Annotated in this window: 15 protein-coding genes and 2 CRISPR repeat arrays; of the genes, 7 read left to right on the top strand and 8 right to left on the bottom strand. The window is 48.2% G+C overall.

Features of this window, described 5'->3' with window-relative positions; translation table 11 throughout:
- The first annotated feature begins 48 nt into the window (after positions 1-48).
- Positions 49-927: a proline iminopeptidase-family hydrolase gene (locus tag ACYUBO_RS11410; protein WP_460374642.1), complete on the top strand. Its 879-nt coding sequence runs from the start codon at positions 49-51 to the stop codon at positions 925-927.
- Between the two features lie 102 nt (positions 928-1,029).
- Here ACYUBO_RS11410 and ACYUBO_RS11415 read toward each other — a convergent pair whose 3' ends face one another.
- The gene (locus ACYUBO_RS11415) at positions 1,030-1,278 is read right to left on the bottom strand and encodes a hypothetical protein (protein ID WP_460374644.1); all 249 of its coding nucleotides are present in this window, start codon (positions 1,276-1,278) and stop codon (positions 1,030-1,032) included.
- A gap of 85 nt (positions 1,279-1,363) precedes the next feature.
- Here ACYUBO_RS11415 and ACYUBO_RS11420 point away from each other — a divergent pair, with 85 nt between their 5' ends.
- The 6 genes from ACYUBO_RS11420 to ACYUBO_RS11445 all read left to right on the top strand — a co-directional run bounded on the left by ACYUBO_RS11420 (position 1,364) and on the right by ACYUBO_RS11445 (position 7,889).
- Positions 1,364-1,696, top strand: a complete 333-nt coding sequence (locus ACYUBO_RS11420; RefSeq protein ID WP_460374646.1) for a hypothetical protein — start codon at positions 1,364-1,366, stop codon at positions 1,694-1,696.
- 66 nt (positions 1,697-1,762) lie between these two features.
- Positions 1,763-1,918: a hypothetical protein gene (locus ACYUBO_RS11425; RefSeq protein WP_460374648.1), complete on the top strand. Its 156-nt coding sequence runs from the start codon at positions 1,763-1,765 to the stop codon at positions 1,916-1,918.
- Positions 1,918-2,580 (top strand): hypothetical protein, encoded by a 663-nt coding sequence (locus ACYUBO_RS11430; RefSeq protein WP_460374650.1) that lies wholly within the window; start codon positions 1,918-1,920, stop codon positions 2,578-2,580. Before ACYUBO_RS11425 ends, ACYUBO_RS11430 begins: the two co-directional genes overlap by 1 nt.
- 1,399 nt (positions 2,581-3,979) lie before the next feature.
- Positions 3,980-4,969, top strand: coding sequence for a CRISPR-associated endonuclease Cas1 (gene cas1, locus ACYUBO_RS11435; RefSeq protein WP_460374652.1), 990 nt, complete (start codon positions 3,980-3,982; stop codon positions 4,967-4,969).
- Complete coding sequence (gene cas2 / locus ACYUBO_RS11440) at positions 4,969-5,277, top strand: CRISPR-associated endonuclease Cas2 (RefSeq protein ID WP_460374653.1); 309 nt, start codon at positions 4,969-4,971, stop codon at positions 5,275-5,277. Before cas1 ends, cas2 begins: the two co-directional genes overlap by 1 nt.
- A gap of 261 nt (positions 5,278-5,538) precedes the next feature.
- A CRISPR array of direct repeats spans positions 5,539-6,988; the repeat unit is 37 nt; unit sequence GTAGCAGAAGGTGTTCCAGCAAAACAAGGATTGCAAC.
- A gap of 133 nt (positions 6,989-7,121) precedes the next feature.
- Positions 7,122-7,889 carry a CRISPR-associated protein Csx14 gene (locus tag ACYUBO_RS11445; protein ID WP_460374655.1) on the top strand — a complete coding sequence of 256 codons (768 nt, stop codon included), beginning with the start codon at positions 7,122-7,124 and terminating at the stop codon, positions 7,887-7,889.
- On the opposite strand, the gene ACYUBO_RS11450 is transcribed toward ACYUBO_RS11445, so the two are convergent.
- The 7 genes from ACYUBO_RS11450 to cas10 are packed head-to-tail and all read right to left on the bottom strand — an operon-like array spanning position 7,822 to position 15,501.
- Positions 7,822-8,526 carry a CRISPR-associated endonuclease Cas6 gene (locus ACYUBO_RS11450; protein WP_460374657.1) on the bottom strand — a complete coding sequence of 235 codons (705 nt, stop codon included), beginning with the start codon at positions 8,524-8,526 and terminating at the stop codon, positions 7,822-7,824. The genes ACYUBO_RS11445 and ACYUBO_RS11450 overlap by 68 nt on opposite strands.
- Entirely contained in the window at positions 8,523-9,728 is a 1,206-nt protein-coding gene (locus ACYUBO_RS11455) for a TIGR02710 family CRISPR-associated CARF protein (RefSeq protein WP_460374658.1), read from the bottom strand. The genes ACYUBO_RS11450 and ACYUBO_RS11455 overlap by 4 nt, the downstream gene beginning before the upstream one ends.
- Positions 9,722-10,870 carry a type III-A CRISPR-associated RAMP protein Csm5 gene (gene csm5, locus ACYUBO_RS11460; RefSeq protein ID WP_460374660.1) on the bottom strand — a complete coding sequence of 383 codons (1,149 nt, stop codon included), beginning with the start codon at positions 10,868-10,870 and terminating at the stop codon, positions 9,722-9,724. Before csm5 ends, ACYUBO_RS11455 begins: the two co-directional genes overlap by 7 nt.
- Entirely contained in the window at positions 10,867-11,805 is a 939-nt protein-coding gene (gene csm4 / locus ACYUBO_RS11465; protein WP_460374662.1) for a type III-A CRISPR-associated RAMP protein Csm4, read from the bottom strand. The genes csm5 and csm4 overlap by 4 nt, the downstream gene beginning before the upstream one ends.
- 16 nt (positions 11,806-11,821) lie before the next feature.
- Entirely contained in the window at positions 11,822-12,562 is a 741-nt protein-coding gene (csm3, locus tag ACYUBO_RS11470) for a type III-A CRISPR-associated RAMP protein Csm3 (protein ID WP_460374664.1), read from the bottom strand.
- A gap of 5 nt (positions 12,563-12,567) precedes the next feature.
- Positions 12,568-13,077, bottom strand: coding sequence for a type III-A CRISPR-associated protein Csm2 (gene csm2, locus ACYUBO_RS11475; RefSeq protein WP_460374666.1), 510 nt, complete (start codon positions 13,075-13,077; stop codon positions 12,568-12,570).
- Positions 13,078-15,501, bottom strand: a complete 2,424-nt coding sequence (cas10, locus tag ACYUBO_RS11480) for a type III-A CRISPR-associated protein Cas10/Csm1 (protein ID WP_460374667.1) — start codon at positions 15,499-15,501, stop codon at positions 13,078-13,080.
- A 303-nt stretch (positions 15,502-15,804) separates the two neighbouring features.
- Positions 15,805-17,779: direct repeats of the CRISPR family, unit length 37 nt; unit sequence GTAGCAGAAGGTGTTCCAGCAAAACAAGGATTGCAAC.
- Positions 17,780-18,425 lie beyond the last annotated feature (646 nt).

The following is an 18,425-nucleotide window of genomic DNA, read 5'->3' on the forward strand; positions in this document are numbered from 1 at the left end:
AGGGATCGCAACTCAAGAATTGTATAGGAGAAAGGAAGATGAACTCCTATGGATACCCGAATAAAAGGCACTATTTCAGTTCCCGGCGGCAGTGTCGGGTACTGTATTGCAGGCAGTGATAAGCCCGGTTGCCCGCTCATCCTGATTCACGGAGGGCCGGGGGGGAGCTGTGATGCATTTGAGCCATTCGTTGCGCTGGCACAATCCCGGCCAGTGATCTTCTATGACCAGCTCGGTTCATACCGCTCACCCGCACCTGTTGATGATTCGCTTCTGTCGCTTGAACGGTTCGCCGATGAGCTGCATGCGGTCATTTCAGCGCTTGCACCGGGGCGGGTGCATCTCCTCGGCCATTCATTCGGGGCGATGCTGGTGGCTGCATATATCGAGCGGTACGGGCAGGAGGGGGTTGTTTCATTGACACTTGCCGGCCCCCTGATCTCCTCGCCTCGCTGGGAGGCAGACCAGCGGCGGCTGCTCGCCGGGATGCCGCCGGATGTCCGGGCGGTGATCGAGATGCACGAGTCATGCGAGGTCTATGACTCGCCCGCATACCAGGAGGCGATGATGGCGTACTACCGCCGCCACCTCTGCCGGATGGATCCCTGGCCGGACTGCCTGAACCGGATGTTCGAATATATGGCGGCCCCGATCTACCTGGCGATGTGGGGGCCGTCCGAGTTCACGGTCCGGGGGAGCCTGCGGGAGAAGGATCTGACAAGCGTCCTGCCACTGCTCCGGCTGCCGGTGCTCTTTACCTGCGGCGAGTTTGATGAGGCGACACCCCTGACGGTCCGGGACTTCTGCGATCTGACAGACGGAGCGGTAATGAAGATCTTTGCCGGTGCATCGCACATGCATTTCCTTGAGGCGGAAGAGGAGTTCATGGCGGTGCTCTCGGCGTTTCTTGAGGGGGCGGATCGGTAGGAAGCCCGGAAGATCAAAGAACAAAGGAGCGGGCAGAAAGAAAAGAGAGAGAGAGAGAGAGAGAGAGGGAGGGAGGAAGGAAGGAAGAGAGAAAGGAGAGATTTATGCCCGCTTCACGAGCAGGTAGATGCCCCCGAGTGCTGAGAGGGAGGCGAGGATATTGATGATCGAGAGCATGTCATCTCCATATCCCATCATCGAGGTGATATCGTAGACTGCAAAGAGCAGGAATGCAAGGGCAAAGAGGTATCCTGCCTCTATCTTCAGTCTGTACCCCGCATAGCATCCGAGGATAACGATAATCAGCTGAATGGCGATAGAAACCGGTGTGAGCATCTCAGCGAGTGCCATAGTCAGAGATACAGTTTTTTATGTATATATAAATGTCCATATCCGGCATCACTGAGGAAGGCGAGAGGGAGATAAAGAGGTGGTGATGAGAGCAGATGGCAGAAAGATGAGAGGAAGATGCATGAAAGGTGACAGGGGGGGTTACCTATCTCTTGTACTAGTACTGCTCACAACAATAATACGATCTTTTTCCTTTGCTTTTTTCTGCCCGGGAAGCCACAAAAACACTCACACCATGCACGGTGAGGCTCTATATACCGGGGAGGGCGACCCTGAAGGGAGCAGAAACGGACTGAACAGAAGAGAGTTTTCCATCAGAAGGAGTGTACGCTATGAAAACCGAAGAATAGCCAACACGAATAACACGATAGCAGTTGTTGTCTGGTGGGTGCCCACCCCCTCTGACCCGTTTTTTTGATCTTGGAAAAAACACTCACACCCCGCACGGCTAATGCCTTTTATCTATCTCTGCAAACGGGATTGTATGCAAAGAACACATGTGATAGACGAGTTTTCAGGGTTTCAAAATGATATTCCGGGCATAGAAGCCATCCTTTGGGAAGAACGCCATCTGAAAGGGAAACCAGTTGCGGAAGATGAGCCATCTGCGGGAGAGACCCTTGCAGGGGGGATCTGCTGATGGCCTTCACGAAATCCCTCTCACTTGCCGATCATCTCCATCCCTATCTCGAATCCTACCATGCAGAAGGCCGATCCATCTCGGCACTCGCCTCCCGGCTCTTCACCGAGTACTTCACCGGGGCATCGGGGATATGCGGAACTGCGCTAACAGCCGGAACATCCGGTATCGGCGGGGCAAACGGGGCATATGGAGCTGCCGGAGAGGAAGAAAAAGCTATGGCCGGGAAGATGGCCGGCATCCGGTACGCCCTGATACAGCAGGATCTCGACCGCGTCAGGGCTGAGATTCAAGCCATCGAGCAGGAGCTCAGGCAGGCGAACACCACCTTCCAGGCGGCAGCCGAGCAAAGGAACGCCCGGAGGCACGAGCAGGAAAACCTGCTCCGGGATGAGATCAGCCGCGAGTTTGCCGACATCACGGGCGAATGGGGTGGTGCGAGTGTAGGTGCAGCAGGCGAATTAGGTGCAGATCCGGACAGCAGAAAGAAGGCGGCCGCCCGCTACCGTGCCTGGGCCCGGGGCCTCCTCCTTGAGGGATCTGATCCCATCAGCATCATCAACCACAGAATCGCCGCCATCGCCACCCGCACCGGCCGGCCGTCGGCCGAGGTCAGGGAGGCGGTGTACCGGCACCTGCCGGGGATCGGGGAGGCGAGGTGAGGGGGGGGGAGTTACGAAGAGTATCGGTTTTCGTTGCCGAGTAGTTGCCGGGTCGTTTCACATAAACCATTATTTCCCCTCATTTTCCCCGGTTTAAAATTTCAACGATAATCCTTGTTGCAGAGAAATCTCCGGGCGGCAATTCCACATTTACACCCCGGTTTTCAACCACACAATGCAGCCCGTTTTTCGTTGCCATTTAGTTGCCGGGTAGTTTCACTTCAACCACTTTTCTGCCCAATTTACCACCTATTTCAAAATCAAAAAGAATTCCTTGTTGCAGGGGCATTTCGAAGCAATATTTTCGCACCTCTGATCCCGGTTTTCACCCCACAATGTAGCCCATTTGATGTTGCCGGGTAGTTTCACTAAAACCATTATTCCCGCTCAGTTTCCCCGGTTTCAAATTTTAACGATAATCCTTGTTGCAGAGAAATCTCCAGGCGGCAATTCCACATTTACATCCAGGTTTTCAACCACAGAATATAGTCCGTTTTTAGTTGCCGGGTAGTTTCACTTCAACCACTTTTCTGCCCAATTTACCACCTATTTCAAAATCAAAAAGAATTCCTTGTTGCATGGGCATTTCGGAGCGATATTTTCGCACATCTGATCCCGGTTTTCACCCTCGCACCGTGACCAGTTTTAGTTGCCGGGTAGTTTTAGATGAACCATTAATTCGCCCACATTCACTCCTTTTCAAAATTCAAGAGGAATCCTTGTTGCAAGGAAATATTCCGGCACATATTTCCTCTTCATCATCACGTTTGCCTGACTCCCGGACTTCCGAACTTCAGCACTTACAAAATTCAGGACTTACCAACTTGTATTGTGGTTCTATTTGATGGCTATTTGACGGGTATTTGACAGCAACAGCATGAAAACCCCAATTCAACCTCCAATCGCAGATCCAGGCGATTCTGTATTTGATGGCTATTTGACGGGTATTTGACAGCAACAGCATGAAAACCCCAATTCAACCCCCAATCGCAGATCCAGGCGATTCTGTTTTGATGGCTATTTGACAGGTATTTGACAGCAAAAACAAGAAAACCCCAATTCAACCTCCAATCGAAGATCCAAGCGATTCTGTATTTGATGGCTATTTGACAGCATAAACAAGAAAACCCCAATTCAACCCCCAATCGCAGATCAGGGCAATTCTGTATTTGATAGAGCAAATAGTAGAACTAAAAGAACCGATGTCATTTGGAAATGAGGACTCCCAGACAGAGGCGTTGGTTATCTCTGCTTTAAGAAGACCATTCGAATTTGAGAATGAAGTCTGATTAGAGGGAATAAGCACCTGTACTGAAGAATGGAGTATAGGACATTCATTTATGAACAATCTGGAACACTGTATTTCTCATAGCTCGACTTAGAGGAGCCGGTGATCGATATGTACTGTGTAATTAATGGTTATGGAGCAGTTGTCAGAAAGAAGCAAAACAGATTTGTAGTCGAATCCGAGGGTGAATCAAAGGAATTTCCTGCAGTTGATCTCAGGCAGATCCTTCTTACTGATGCAGCAATGATCACAACCGGGGCATTGAGCCTTGCGGCAGAGAGTGGAACAGATATTGCCATTATTGGGCGTGATGGAACACCCATCTGCCGGTTCATCTCCTGTGCTGGTACTGGAACAGCAGCAACAAGAAAGAATCAGGTTCTCTTTTCACAAGGAGAGCAGGCATATCACTTCATTTCCCGGATTATTTCTGCAAAGATACAGAATATGGGGCTGCTTCTGCAAGCTATTGGACGCCGTAAGAACGATGGCTTACTTATCGACGAAGGACAGGTTATTGCGCTTTCTGCTGCGCACCTTCAACAAACAGGAACCCTTCCAGCTGATGCACCCCACCTGCGGGGAATCGAGGGAGAAGCATCACGGCGGTACTTCCAGGCTCTAACCCATGTGCTCCCGGAAGATGTATACAAAGGGTCACGTACACACCGCCCCGCAGGTGATGTCTTCAATGCCGCCCTGAATTATGGGTATGGCATCCTCTACCACGAAGTCGAGAAAGCATGCCTGATTGCAGGGCTTGAACCCGGAATCGGTTATCTCCATGCCGACAGGTATGGCAAGACACCCTTTGTGTATGATGTTATCGAGCAATTCCGCCAGCCAGTCATTGATCGGGCAATAATAACCCTTGCTGTAAGAGGTCGGATCTCTTCATCCGATCTCGATGAGAAAGGATTCCTGACACAGGATTCACGTAAGGTAATCATCGGGGAGGTCATCGGGCGGCTCACCGGAGAGCGGGAGCTCAATGGGATCAATACGACGTTTACACAGCTGATTCTGAATACCATGAGATCAGCCGTACACACGATCAATGAGGGGAAAACCTTCACACCCTACATCCACCGGTGGCGGTAATGTTCGTCTGGGTATTTTACGACATAACCTCCAATAAACTCCGCCAGCAGATTGCAGACGCCTGTATGGATGATGGGTTGACCCGGTTCCAGAAGAGCATCTTCTTTGGAGAGTTATCAACTCCCCGCATGAAAAAGCTCGGCTCACGAATTGAAGGGATATTTGGAGGCTATCCATCAGATGACAAGACTGAAGCTGACAGTGTCCTGCTCTTCTCCCTCTGTGACTCATGCCTTAATGAGAAGATAGTCATTGGAAGGACATTTAATGAGGATACCTACAGGAAACAGGCATTTGTGATCCTATAAGGGGTGAGTGGTGGCAATAGGTGAATCAAAGACTGGATTGGAACGCGGGATGAAGGTGGGGTGGAGCTTGGGTGGAGAGGCATGGCATCTTGAAGATCTGGTGGACTGGTGATGAGGAGGTATCAGGAATGAATATGTTCGTATTGGATTTAAATCCCTCAATGGACAATAAATTGCGAGAAAACCTCGTCCGCTTTATATAGTCTGAAAAATCGGAGGCGATAGAAAAGATTATAGCCAAAAAGGACAAAATTTGACCCTGTAGCAGAAGGTGTTCCAGCAAAACAAGGATTGCAACCATTTATGTTCGCACGATTCGCACTTCCAAACAACAAGTAGCAGAAGGTGTTCCAGCAAAACAAGGATTGCAACTTCCTAAATCTTTCTTCATCGAACCTCGGATTATCGTAGCAGAAGGTGTTCCAGCAAAACAAGGATTGCAACTCGTCATCATCCAACACGTCCTGAGGATACGCCCAATCGTAGCAGAAGGTGTTCCAGCAAAACAAGGATTGCAACATACACCTATAGCGGCACGCTTGATTCATGAATATTGTAGCAGAAGGTGTTCCAGCAAAACAAGGATTGCAACCAAATCGAATCAACTTGAAGGTAGGTCGATTTGGAGGAGTAGCAGAAGGTGTTCCAGCAAAACAAGGATTGCAACGAGATCACGCGGTTCACTCAGCATCAACCCTTGTCTATCGTAGCAGAAGGTGTTCCAGCAAAACAAGGATTGCAACTTTTTTGCAGTCCAACTCGTACCGTCCCACTGTTCCGTGTAGCAGAAGGTGTTCCAGCAAAACAAGGATTGCAACGTATTGATTGAGATCGTAAGGAATTTGTGAAGCTCTTGTAGCAGAAGGTGTTCCAGCAAAACAAGGATTGCAACAGGAATTTGTGAAGCTCTTTAGGAAGCTCTCTCTTAATGTAGCAGAAGGTGTTCCAGCAAAACAAGGATTGCAACTTCTTCCCACTGCACTTCATACGATCCCTTATCTGTTTGTAGCAGAAGGTGTTCCAGCAAAACAAGGATTGCAACTTAAGTGCGCTAAAATAATCCATGTGTTGCTCCAAAAAGGTAGCAGAAGGTGTTCCAGCAAAACAAGGATTGCAACTGATCCCTTATCTGTTTCGATAAGATATGTGTACAGTTTGTAGCAGAAGGTGTTCCAGCAAAACAAGGATTGCAACGGTAATTCACGCTTAATCGTCTTCTTGATAGCTTCGTAGCAGAAGGTGTTCCAGCAAAACAAGGATTGCAACTGCATTTCACGCATTTTACTTTACCACCTGAGATAAAGTAGCAGAAGGCGTTCCAGCAAAACAAGGATTGCAACTCGTTTGGTGGTGTTCCGAGGAGCACCCGATCTAACAGTCGTAGCAGAAGGCGTTCCAGCAAAACAAGGATTGCAACAACCCCGGCACCCGAAACCCCGGCACCTGAACGCAGTAGCAGAAGGCGCTCCAGCAAAACAAGGATTGCAACCCGAGATGCGGGCGGTTCTCTTGTATACCACCATATAGTAGCAGAAGGTGTTCCACCAAAACAAGGATTGCAACGCGAATCAAGCTTAGATAAGCTCGATTTCAATTTCAGTAGCAGAAGGTGTTCCACCAAAACAAGGATTGCAACTTTATTGGAGAGACACTAATGAGGAGTGTTTACGTGCCTTAGCAGAAGGTGTTCCAGCAAAACAAGGATGCAACTACGACTCAATTGGATCTTCGTCGTCTGCCAGTACAAACTTGTAGCAAAAAGCGTTCCACCAAAACAAGGCTCCTCTCCTCCCCCACCAAAAAGGAAGCATTCATCATGGAAGGGGAGAGAAAGGACTATTCATATGAAGACAGCAGTCATCGCTCCTGTCGGTATGAGCCCCCCCGCCGTCAGCAGCTTCATCGACGGCATAGGGGAACCTATATCCGATCTTGTAATACTTGCCACTCAGGATGATTTTGTCCTTGCAGGGACCAAGTTTCTCGATGCTGGTCTCTCTCTCAGATACCAGTGGCTCCGAATCCACCCTGTGATCCTACCTTTTGATGATGTCGCATCTGAGGATGATACACTTCGATTCATGGCAGAGGCAGCCAGGATCTTTCGTGAGGAACGAGATGAGCATAAGTGCGATACGATTTACCTGAATATCACCGGGGGCAGGAAAAATATGTCAGTTGTACTGACACTCATCGGACAGATCCTTGGTGCAGACGGTGTTTTCTCAGTTGTCAACCCTGAAATTCAGCATATGAACACCCTTCTTGAACGATACAGGCGTGAGATCGGGATGTTTGGCGAGGTGCAATCACGCGAAGAGGGGATTGCAATGTATGAAGAGCACCGCGAAAACTTTGATCAAATCCTCTTCCCATCCAGAACCTCATACCAGGTTGTAAGAATACCAACACTTCCCTATCCTACTGATCATATTGGATACCTTGTCAGGACATGCTTTGGCACCGGGGAGCGGCTTGCCTATAGTGACGCAGAACAGCTGATACGGCATGGCATTCTTGAAAAGAGTGGGCAGGAGCAGAACCTCACTCCCTATGGCCGGAAGTTCCTCTCGATCCTTCTCGGGAAACGGGACTGGAACGATCAGGGATAACGGTCCCAAATCCCTGGGAAACCCCTTTTCCAAGAGCAAAAAATTCAGGGATGACGACATTTGCCTGGAACTCCCCGGTGAACCCGGTCATCGCAAGACCTTTGTAATGGATAATTACTGGATCAAGATGCGTTCGGACCCGGATCTCACGTGAGATCACAATATCAAGCCCTTTCGCCATCGAGAGGATATTGCCAATGAGAATTCTGTTCAGCAGATCCTTCTTCTCCTTCCATCCCTCTGCCAACTGATATTTTTCGTAATTCTTCTCATTAAGGGCGATCCAGGGAGACGTAAACCGGTATGACCTGAGATCACGCACCGGATAGAGTGACCCTTTGATATCATAGGTCACCTTCTGGTCAACACGGTACCTGTTCTGTCCAAGAGTCAGCTCATCGATCTCCCCGACAATGGATCTCACCTCCTCTGCCCCTTCAGCAATTCCAAGAATGGAAGGTGTTCCTTCAATCACCCGGTACTGTACCTTCGGATATGTGTAGATGAGTGCAGGGGCATGATGATGAAGTATTGGGCGATCCGGATGCCTGCCTGCAACACACCCCCGGAGCATTGCTCCACTCTCCATAACAGGCCGGTCGGTCTTCAGGACGCAATAGAGAACAGGGAATGTCATAGTTTCTCAAATTTTGAACGCCGGATCATCTGCGGAATGTCATTATCTCCACAGGAACCTTTAGAGAGAGTAAGGATCTTTTCATACAGGCGCTTTGCATCATCTTCAGAAACAGATGTGATCCCATGCGCCAAAATTGAGCTGTTCCTTTTGGTAAGATCATCAGCAATCGATTCATAGATCCGCATCGCACGGGTCCAGCCAAGTGCTTCAAGAAGCCCAAACTTATCCCGGATTCCAAGCCTTAAACGGCCTTCGGGATCGGCCCTGCCTTCGCATCGGGCATAATATTCGGGATTCATCTTCTTTTTCTTAAGCAGGTCAAGCCTGATTGTTCCATTGATATCATCGATATCATATTCAAGAAGGCGGATCTGCGTGACGAGCTCGGCGGCACGGTAGAGCCGGGCGGTTGCATCATCATATTTTCCTTCCTCAATCCTGCGGCCTGCATTATTCAGAAGGTCGGCTAAAACCAGCTTGTACCGGTATTTTGGATCAGTTGCCGTATGGAGCTGCTTGACAAAACCCTTGTTATCATTGAACTTCTGATCATGAATTTTGTCAAAGAGAGCCGCTGCTCCGGCATGATCGAACCGATCCCAGAGCCGGTATGCCTCGGCAATTATCAGGAGTTCCTTCTTATCCTCTTCTGCAACCAGCTTCTTCAATGAGGCAATTGCAGAATCAAAACGGTACGCATTAAACTCCGCAACCGCCATATCCCGAATGACAATATTATATGCAAGATAAAGGGACTGTTCGGAGACGCTCTCTGTTCCAAGGATGACAAGGCCATTACTCCCTCTCTTCCCATTAATGAACGTCAGGGGTTTCTGATGCAGCATTGATGCTATTGCCGCCGACATCGTCATCGTCTTTGTCCCGGATGTATAATCAATCCGGATCTCTTCGCCTTCCCTCTTCCTGATCTCATCACGTATCTGTTCAAAACAGTCAGAAAATGAATCGATATTCTTCAACTGCACCCAGGTATGGGGGGGAAGATCATGACCATGTATTTGGACATAGCACTCCCCTATATGCTCGATCATCGGATGGCTCTCCTGAGATCCAAAGAATACCAGCTGATCGGCTTTCAGGTATGCAATACCATGCGCAAGCCCATGGGCAAGATTCCGCATCCGCTCAAGGCGATCTTCGCCCACTCCGGTGCCGACTGTCATAAAGAGGGTTACCATTCAACCCACCCAGGCATCTCCATTTTGGAAGTGATAAACTCGATACTCTTTGGATACGGTGGAGATACGGAATCACCGTCACTATTACGCGGATATCGTCCAAGCTTCATAGCGGTAATCAGATCAGCGGCAAGTTCGGCATCCCGCTTTTCAATGAGATCCATCACCGTCTGATATGTAGTCCCAATCGAAAAACCAAGCCTGATCAGATCCTTTTTCTGGTGCTCACCCTGCATTCTCTGAATCACTTTTTGCAACTCTTCACCCCCATTTTCAAAGCAGAGTGCCAGATCATGCTCAAGTGCTGCGGCGATAAACTCCTTCATGATCTTCTTCAGGTGTGTCATCACTTTCTGCTCAGCCTTCCCGTGTCGTACAGGATCATCGATTCCTGCCAGATCAGATTCAGTAATACCAAGGAGCGGGAGCTTCTTCTGTAGGAGGGTATAATCGCGGTGGTTAAGTGCATGAGCGATATCCGGGGATAACGTAATCGTCCCTTCGCAACGTGCCCACAGTGTCTCGCAGTAGATGCTGAATGGCTTTTGTATCATCCCTCGATTTTTTTGAAGAGACCAGGTCTTCAACTCGTAGAGGTACATATGAGGTGTCACCGGCATAAAATCGGAAACCTCAAGGAACCTGAGAAGGTCGTATTTTGGATCATTCTTTCTTGGATGCAGATTCAGGATACTACTGAAATATTCCGCACCGATCCACTTCTTATTCGGCCTTTGCCTCCCCCATGAGTCCGGGGGAAACATCGGATCATCCTTACATGCCTTCCATATCAGGGCGGTTCGGATTGCCCCTTTCAGGCTTGATCCCGGAATATAGGGGATATCAAAGCCGGTTTTAATACACTCACGGACTTCATCGGATATGGCCTTTTCAGGAGATTTCAATAGATACCGCTCTTTTGGCTTTACACCGGGATGGCGGGAAAGGAACTCATCCAGCATGAATCCAGGTTCTTCAAGGCCCGATAGAAACTCTTCATATGCCCTTCCCTCAAGGTTTCGGGCAATATCCGAGATCGAAGTCCTCATATAACCAGAGCCAGATCGATAGATCTCAGCACCGCCATACTTATCACCGGTACCAATATGCACCGGCGTTACGGTCTTTAATTCGAGCTTCATGCAACACCTCCAAACCTGATGGGGAATGCATATCCATACTCAACAACAGGGGGTTCATCCCGTACCCTAACGATTTTGCCATAGAACGGGGTTCCGGTATCAGGGAAAACTGAACCCTCTCCAAGCATCATCACCGGTTTCTTCATCACTCCATCGGCACTTCTCCCCCTGATCCGGCAGAGCTCATAATATGTCTCTGCTCCCAGATCACCAAAGTTCAATGGGGAGTAGCGGGAGAGTGTCACAATACGATTGCCCGTTGTCTTCGGAAGGATATCACAATCTTCAACAGATACTGAACACTGCCCACCTCCGGAGGAGATCTTCGGCCCAAAACCGCGATCCTCCAGCAGGCGTATAGCACCCAAAACCTCAGATTCCCACTTCTGGTTTTTCATATCAATCAGGAAATAGAGGCCGGCATTTTTAAACCGGTACCCACTGGTTGCAAAGAATGCCTCAGATGCAGATGAGAGGCGGTTGATCCTGTTATGTGGAATCTCAGCCGGTTCGATCTTAAAATCCCGGTTTTCCTCTCCATCATAACACATTCCATACCTGATGATGTACTTATCGATTATTTTTACGAGGGCATCGGCTGTCATCTCTTGACTTAAGAGTGCCGAGAAGAGAGGAGCAGACAGAAGCGATATTTTCTTCACTTTCCTGGCTGCATCAAACAGCTCTGGATCAGGCAGCTTTGTGATCGGCTGGATAGGCTTTGGAAGAAAATGGATCTTTCCACTTTTCCCATCCCCTTCAATGAAAGGAAATGCCGAGCTGATGAGGAACGGGGGGGAGGAGGCATACTCTGCAATGAGCTCATCCACCGGCCCCCCCAGGTCAGCCATTGCATGGCAGATTGCACCAAAGAGGGAATTTGAGGGGAGCGAGCCCGGAAAGAGCGATCGCGGTCTCAGATAGACTGCACGCATGTCCAATTCTCCTGGCTCAGAGGGATGCAAGGATCTCGCGTGCTGTCATCTTTCCTTCTGCAACCGAAGATTGCTCCCAATCTTTTCCTTCACGATACGCATCCGGCGTCTTTACCTGGAGGGAAAGATTTTGAAATTCGATCTTCCCATAGCCACGGGTGCCGCTTCCTCCAAGATAGCTGTCCTCAAGGAGAGTCATCGCCTCAAGGACAAGCTTCAGCCGGGCACGATCATCTGGTGAATAGACCGAGAAGACCATCTCAAATGCAAATATCGAACCTGCTGGCACACGCTCAATGAAACGGGGAGTGGCCATTGAGGTGATCCGGTTTAAGAAGTTCTCACCTTTGATCTCTGTACCATGGGCAATCCCTTCCTTATCCTCCCATGAGTGAGTGGTTTCCTCGGTAGGATATGCATCCCGGACGATCAGGCGGGTTGGACCGGATTTGATCTTATCTGTTGCACCTCTGCCAAATGTAGTGCAGAGATCACAGCCAGAATCAGTACATTTACTACCATGAACCTCACCACCGCTCTTATCGAGCCACCTGTCCGAATATTTCAGCTCAAGAGCAGAACGCATCTTTCCTTTGAGTGAGGAGCCAGGGATATACGGAATTTTCCTGAGCCTGTCAAGAATGACAGGGCTGTCTGAACCTCCGATTCCAAGCGTATCTGCTGAACCACCGACATGCAGTCCGGTTTTACAAACGATCTCTCCGGATATCCGGTAATTCTCTTCAAATTCAACCATTCCAATCACTCCCTCTTATCCTCATAATATTTCTGGTATGCAACCACCGATTCCAGGATCTGCATAAAACGCGTATAATTTTTCCTTGTCAGCTCCTCGTTCCCATCCTGAGCCACGACTTTACCCATACAGAGGGTCATGAACGTATAGAATGAGTCTGGGATTGCCTTTCTCCCCTTTGCATAAGCAAGGATTGGACGAAGCATCGCAAACTCTGCACTGACAGCATCCCACCCTTTCTCCTTCAGGTTTGCTTCGATTGACTTTGCCTGACTGAAAAATTTCCTTAGTTGCGTTGTTTTGAGTTCTTTTTGAGCTTTTTTAAACTCTCTTGCGGCAAGCTCTGCGATACCATTCTCTTTGGCAATATCATCGACCTTCAGATCAGAGAGGTTGACGACGTTTTTAATGCCCTCCATAAATGCAGGTTGAGAATAGTCATCTCTTGTACTTGATCCATAATTCCTCGATCCTGACTGCCTCTGGTTCTGATTATTATACAAATCACGTGACATTTACTTCCTCCTGGTTCTCATCATCGTCCATTGAATCGGAAACCGTGCCCATCCAAATGACGGGACAAGCATCTCTTCGATCCGTTTCTTTTCACTGCTCTTCACATTCCGTGCAATCTGGTATTTCAGGTACGGAAGATAGCGTTTAATCCTTGTTCTTTCTGCGGTTTTCTTATCATTTTCATGGATATTGTCGCATTTTGTAAATGCCATCTCCCATATGCTGTGTACATTATGCAGAAAACTCCGGCTGATAGATCCATCAGCCAATGCCTTCTCCATCGACTCTCCCTGTAAAAGCAGGGATGAGTATCCCTTTTCAGAAGACCGATCAGACCATGGAAGGCATTCCCTGAAGATCGAAACCCTGTCCTTTCCTAATACCTTCTTTGCCTCTTCGAGATGATCATCTGCTGCCTTCACCGCATGGGCAAGCGGCATTCGTGGTGGAACGGCAACGATACCTGCTGAAAGGGTGATATCCGGGTTTTTGCAGACAAATTCGGAGAATTCCTTCCTGAGACGGTCAGCAAACCGTATGATATGATCATATGGCCCGATGATCAGGAGATCATCCCCGCCTGAGAAGGTAATATAGAGCGTCGGGATGAAATACCGCTGGCATCTCTCACAGGGATCATCGCAGTCATAAGCAGTCCAGGTAACAGTTCTCGAATCCCCGCTCTCCTGATCCTCAACCTCCCGTTCAATATTGATCTCACGGGCATCTGATCGGCATTCGGGACAGAGATCATCATAAACGCCATACTCTTTACAGAGTTCATTGAGGTACCCGCTGAAGAAAAACTCAAATTGCGATGAGAGAGTATAGATTCTTGATATGGAACGCTTCTCCCTCTCAAGCCCGAGTGCAAAGATTTTTCCGAGATTATCCACATCCGCCTTAATCAGCCCAAGCTTCTGATCGCCACGGGCAATCTGTGCCATCTCGCTGAAGGTCAGAATACGATGCTTATGGAGCGGAACGCTATTGCCAAGGAGAATGAAACTTCGCTCATACACACCGCTCACAAGGAAATTCGTACTGTTGATTGCAGCAGTAAAGATATCCGGCTCCCGGATTGGCTGATCTGTCAGGGCATATGACGAGGAGAGACCATACTCGGAAAAGCCAAAGTCAAGATTCTTACCCCTGTTAAAGAACTTCGCGTGAGCCAGATCGCGGCCGATATCTTCATGTTGCCTACACATCGGGCAGGAATGGTTATCAGACAGAGTGTGCTCACAGATCGGGCAGAAACCCTCGATATCTCGGGCTTCTCCATATGTTTCTGCTGTGAGATTACATTCTGAAAACTTCCTCAGTTTCTTTCGGGAGGTTTCAAGATGGAGGCGTTCAAGGCATCCGGCAAAATCCTTTATCTCCTCTTCTGAGACAGCGAGGGTTCCAATAGCGAGATAGAGCCCGCCATCAGTTTCTTTCAGCAGGCCCTCATTAACAGAGGAAGAGAGCCTCTCCACAGCTTCATTAGTCCGGGGATTGTTTGGAAGAACGAGCAGGAAGTTCCCACCAGTATTCCAGAGGACATTTGCTTCACATACTGCCGAGGTCTTGATCATATCCTGTGCAACAGCATCCGCAAGCAGCGAGAGCCAGAACGATCTGCCCCTCAGCCGCTTTGCCATTCCTTTCCGGGCGGCCTCCGGCGTTGAAACATTGAAGATAAAATTCTGGATTCCCGAGAGATCACCCTGCACAAGCAGGAATGGAGATGCTTCTTTTGAAAGCCAGAGGCATGAGGCAAGTGCTGCCGTTGTCTTTGCATGATCATAGAGCGGGATATCCGGGTAGTCAACATACGCTGCCGAGGGAATGGTTGAGGTGTACTTACGGAGAAGGGCAAGAAGGGTTGTCGGGTGGGGCGGCTTTCCCGCCGCCGATAACTCATCGACAAATTCCTTCCAGAGGCGATCATATGCCGCTTCATTATTCCAGTGATAGGGATCGGGTTCATCTGTTGGGAAAAGATCGCGTGTTGGAGAGAGAATTCCCAACCGGTGATGCCACTTCAATGAAGCAGCCTGTGCCTTTCCCCTGAGTGATACCTGGGTGAAGATGCTCCAGAGGTGTTCTTTCTTTGGATCACCTTTCTCCCCCAGATCCCGTTTGCTTCGATCTATTGCTGCTGAGATCCAATCGGCTTTCTGGAGAATTGTTGTCATTTCCCGGTTTTTTGACTGCTCAGGTGCGTGGTGGTGAAGGACAAGATCCTCAATCTCATTGTTCTGAAAAACCGACCGGATCAGATCAGCCGACCATTTGGCGTGCGCGCCACTGAAACCATGATCCTTAGCCGTGAGCCCCCCAAATTCATCTCCATGTGACGCCCCCGTCCTCTGATAGAACTTTCCGATATCGTGGAGGAGGGCGGCATAGACCAATGTTTGTAATTTAGGCTCCACAGTTCCGGATTGTATTCAGGCATGTAATAAGTTTCGATTATTATCTGCTACCATTTCATCACTTGAAGGGGAGAGTGTGAGTCCACTGGAACAGATGAAGTAGTTGGATATGTGTGGTGAGAGTTGAGTGGGAGGATAACAAATAAGCAAACGGATTATTAGATTGTGCAAGGGGAGCGTTATTTTCGGAGAATTGAACGATATATGAGGATATTGAAGATACCAGGCTCGTCCGCTTTATATAGTCTGAAAAATCGGAAGCGATAGAAAAGATTATAGGCGAAAAGGACAAAATTTGACCCTGTAGCAGAAGGTGTTCCAGCAAAACAAGGATTGCAACACTTTCGTTGCCGGGAGCATCATCGTAAATTGATATCGTAGCAGAAGGTGTTCCAGCAAAACAAGGATTGCAACGCCGCTTCCAACACCATGATAGGTGTGGTATTCTCCAGTAGCAGAAGGTGTTCCAGCAAAACAAGGATTGCAACGATATCACCAATTCACGGACGGAAAAAGGGAGTTAGTAGCAGAAGGTGTTCCAGCAAAACAAGGATTGCAACCATTCATCATCTCGTTTGGATAGGCCTTCCCCCCAGCTCGTAGCAGAAGGTGTTCCAGCAAAACAAGGATTGCAACACTCCCTTATCCATTGCATGAACTGACTCAATCATTGTAGCAGAAGGTGTTCCAGCAAAACAAGGATTGCAACTTACCTGTAAGGGTGTATTACCTACTATGGCTAAAAGGAGTAGCAGAAGGTGTTCCAGCAAAACAAGGATTGCAACTTTATCGGGAACTGAGATTGCACTATCTTCCTCGATTCGTAGCAGAAGGTGTTCCAGCAAAACAAGGATTGCAACACACCTTTCAACTTGATGTGGATCTCGGTATAAACAGTAGCAGAAGGTGTTCCAGCAAAACAAGGATTGCAACTCTCAAAACAAAGGCGTACTTCTCTACTAGCGGTATGTAGCAGAAGGTGTTCCAGCAAAACAAGGATTGCAACAAGTTGGATCGCACCTTTGATGTATATCCACAAAGGTTGTAGCAGAGGGTGTTCCAGCAAAACAAGGATTGCAACAAGTTCAAATGTCATTTAGCAGTCCGCCTTTCTGTTTCAGTAGCAGAAGGTGTTCCAGCAAAACAAGGATTGCAACACATGTCTTTCTCCATCAACGTTATCAAAAACAAAACTCGTAGCAGAAGGTGTTCCAGCAAAACAAGGATTGCAACAGTGTTTCCCGGTTTACAATACGATCATAACCCTTTGGTAGCAGAAGGTGTTCCAGCAAAACAAGGATTGCAACTCCGTTTTTTCTTTCAGGATAATCAGAATGCGTTTTAGTAGCAGAAGGTGTTCCAGCAAAACAAGGATTGCAACTGCCGACGGACATATCTTCAAATCCATTCATCTGTTCTTTAGTAGCAGAAGGTGTTCCAGCAAAACAAGGATTGCAACTTATACTTTTCCGGCTTAATCAAGTCAGGAACGTTTTGTAGCAGAAGGTGTTCCAGCAAAACAAGGATTGCAACGGCATTCCTCCCCTGTGGGAAGGACTACATGGAATATGTAGCAGAAGGTGTTCCAGCAAAACAAGGATTGCAACCTGGTTAACTCTGATCTCAGTTCGATCAGCTCTTTAGTAGCAGAAGGTGTTCCAGCAAAACAAGGATTGCAACGCTTCTATGCGCCTGCCCTGATCCTCGATGATCTTTGTAGCAGAAGGTGTTCCAGCAAAACAAGGATTGCAACAAAAATTATAATTTCCTGAGGATGGTCTTCAGCGGGGTGTAGCAGAAGGTGTTCCAGCAAAACAAGGATTGCAACTGATGTTTGTCATCTCTGAATAAATTGGAGCGTATTCTTGTAGCAGAAGGTGTTCCAGCAAAACAAGGATTGCAACAATACCAATGCGGCTTTTGTATCATTGTATATTGTTTCGTAGCAGAAGGTGTTCCAGCAAAACAAGGATTGCAACAGGTTGTCGGAGTGTGTCCTTGATGCATCCGAATGATCTTGTAGCAGAAGGTGTTCCAGCAAAACAAGGATTGCAACGTCACTTTAGACAGCTCTTTAAATATCCTCTTCTCTGTAGCAGAAGGTGTTCCAGCAAAACAAGGATTGCAACCATATGATTTATCTTTACATCACCATACAGAAGTTCTTGTAGCAGAAGGTGTTCCAGCAAAACAAGGATTGCAACTGAAATTTCTCATCTCCGAGCCGTTCCAGGTAGTCATGTAGCAGAAGGTGTTCCAACAAAACAAGGATTGCAAATCCGTTTCGAAATTTTCTCATCATTGATCCCAACCTACGGGGCACACGCCCCGCAACCCAGCCCAACACCACCATGCATGCACCATGCAAGCACCGCGCAGGTACCGCGCAAGCTGAGACGGTAAAAGAAACCTCCATATTCCAATTTTAAAGCCCCTTAAAGCCAAATTAACCCATATTCACGCCACTTTCATCACCACCTAACAGGAGGGAAAACCACAAATTACACGATAATTTTAGCGAAAGCACCGTGCAAGTTGCGTGCAAGTACCGCGCAGGCTGAGCCGGTAAAAGAATCCCCCATATTCCATTTTTAAAGCCCTTTAAAGCCAATTAAACCCGTATTCACGCCAATTTCATCACCACCTAACAGGAGGGAAAACCACAAATTACACGATAATTTTAGCGAAAGCACCATGCAAGTAGCATGCAAGCACCGTGCAAGCACCGTGCAAGTACCGCGCAGGCTGAGAGGGTAAAAGAATCCTCCATATTCCAATTTTAAAGCTCATAAAGCCAATTGAACCCTTATAATCGCTCCTTTTATCACCACCTAACAGGAGGGAAAAACCACAAATTACACGATAATTTTAGCGAAAGCACCGTGCAGGTACCCCGCAAGTACCCCGCAGGCTGAGCCGGTAAG

This window comes from Methanocalculus sp. MC3 (assembly GCF_054767395.1).

Coding starts and splice junctions, on each gene's coding strand:
- csm3 (WP_460374664.1), bottom strand. CDS start 12,562: ATGGTTGAATTTGAAGAGAATTACCGGATATCCGGAGAGATCGTTTGT.
- ACYUBO_RS11430 (WP_460374650.1), top strand. CDS start 1,918: ATGGCCTTCACGAAATCCCTCTCACTTGCCGATCATCTCCATCCCTAT.
- ACYUBO_RS11425 (WP_460374648.1), top strand. CDS start 1,763: ATGCAAAGAACACATGTGATAGACGAGTTTTCAGGGTTTCAAAATGAT.
- csm2 (WP_460374666.1), bottom strand. CDS start 13,077: ATGTCACGTGATTTGTATAATAATCAGAACCAGAGGCAGTCAGGATCG.
- cas2 (WP_460374653.1), top strand. CDS start 4,969: ATGTTCGTCTGGGTATTTTACGACATAACCTCCAATAAACTCCGCCAG.
- ACYUBO_RS11450 (WP_460374657.1), bottom strand. CDS start 8,526: ATGACATTCCCTGTTCTCTATTGCGTCCTGAAGACCGACCGGCCTGTT.
- ACYUBO_RS11410 (WP_460374642.1), top strand. CDS start 49: ATGGATACCCGAATAAAAGGCACTATTTCAGTTCCCGGCGGCAGTGTC.
- cas1 (WP_460374652.1), top strand. CDS start 3,980: ATGTACTGTGTAATTAATGGTTATGGAGCAGTTGTCAGAAAGAAGCAA.
- ACYUBO_RS11455 (WP_460374658.1), bottom strand. CDS start 9,728: ATGGTAACCCTCTTTATGACAGTCGGCACCGGAGTGGGCGAAGATCGC.
- csm4 (WP_460374662.1), bottom strand. CDS start 11,805: ATGCGTGCAGTCTATCTGAGACCGCGATCGCTCTTTCCGGGCTCGCTC.
- ACYUBO_RS11415 (WP_460374644.1), bottom strand. CDS start 1,278: ATGGCACTCGCTGAGATGCTCACACCGGTTTCTATCGCCATTCAGCTG.
- csm5 (WP_460374660.1), bottom strand. CDS start 10,870: ATGAAGCTCGAATTAAAGACCGTAACGCCGGTGCATATTGGTACCGGT.
- ACYUBO_RS11445 (WP_460374655.1), top strand. CDS start 7,122: ATGAAGACAGCAGTCATCGCTCCTGTCGGTATGAGCCCCCCCGCCGTC.
- ACYUBO_RS11420 (WP_460374646.1), top strand. CDS start 1,364: ATGAGAGCAGATGGCAGAAAGATGAGAGGAAGATGCATGAAAGGTGAC.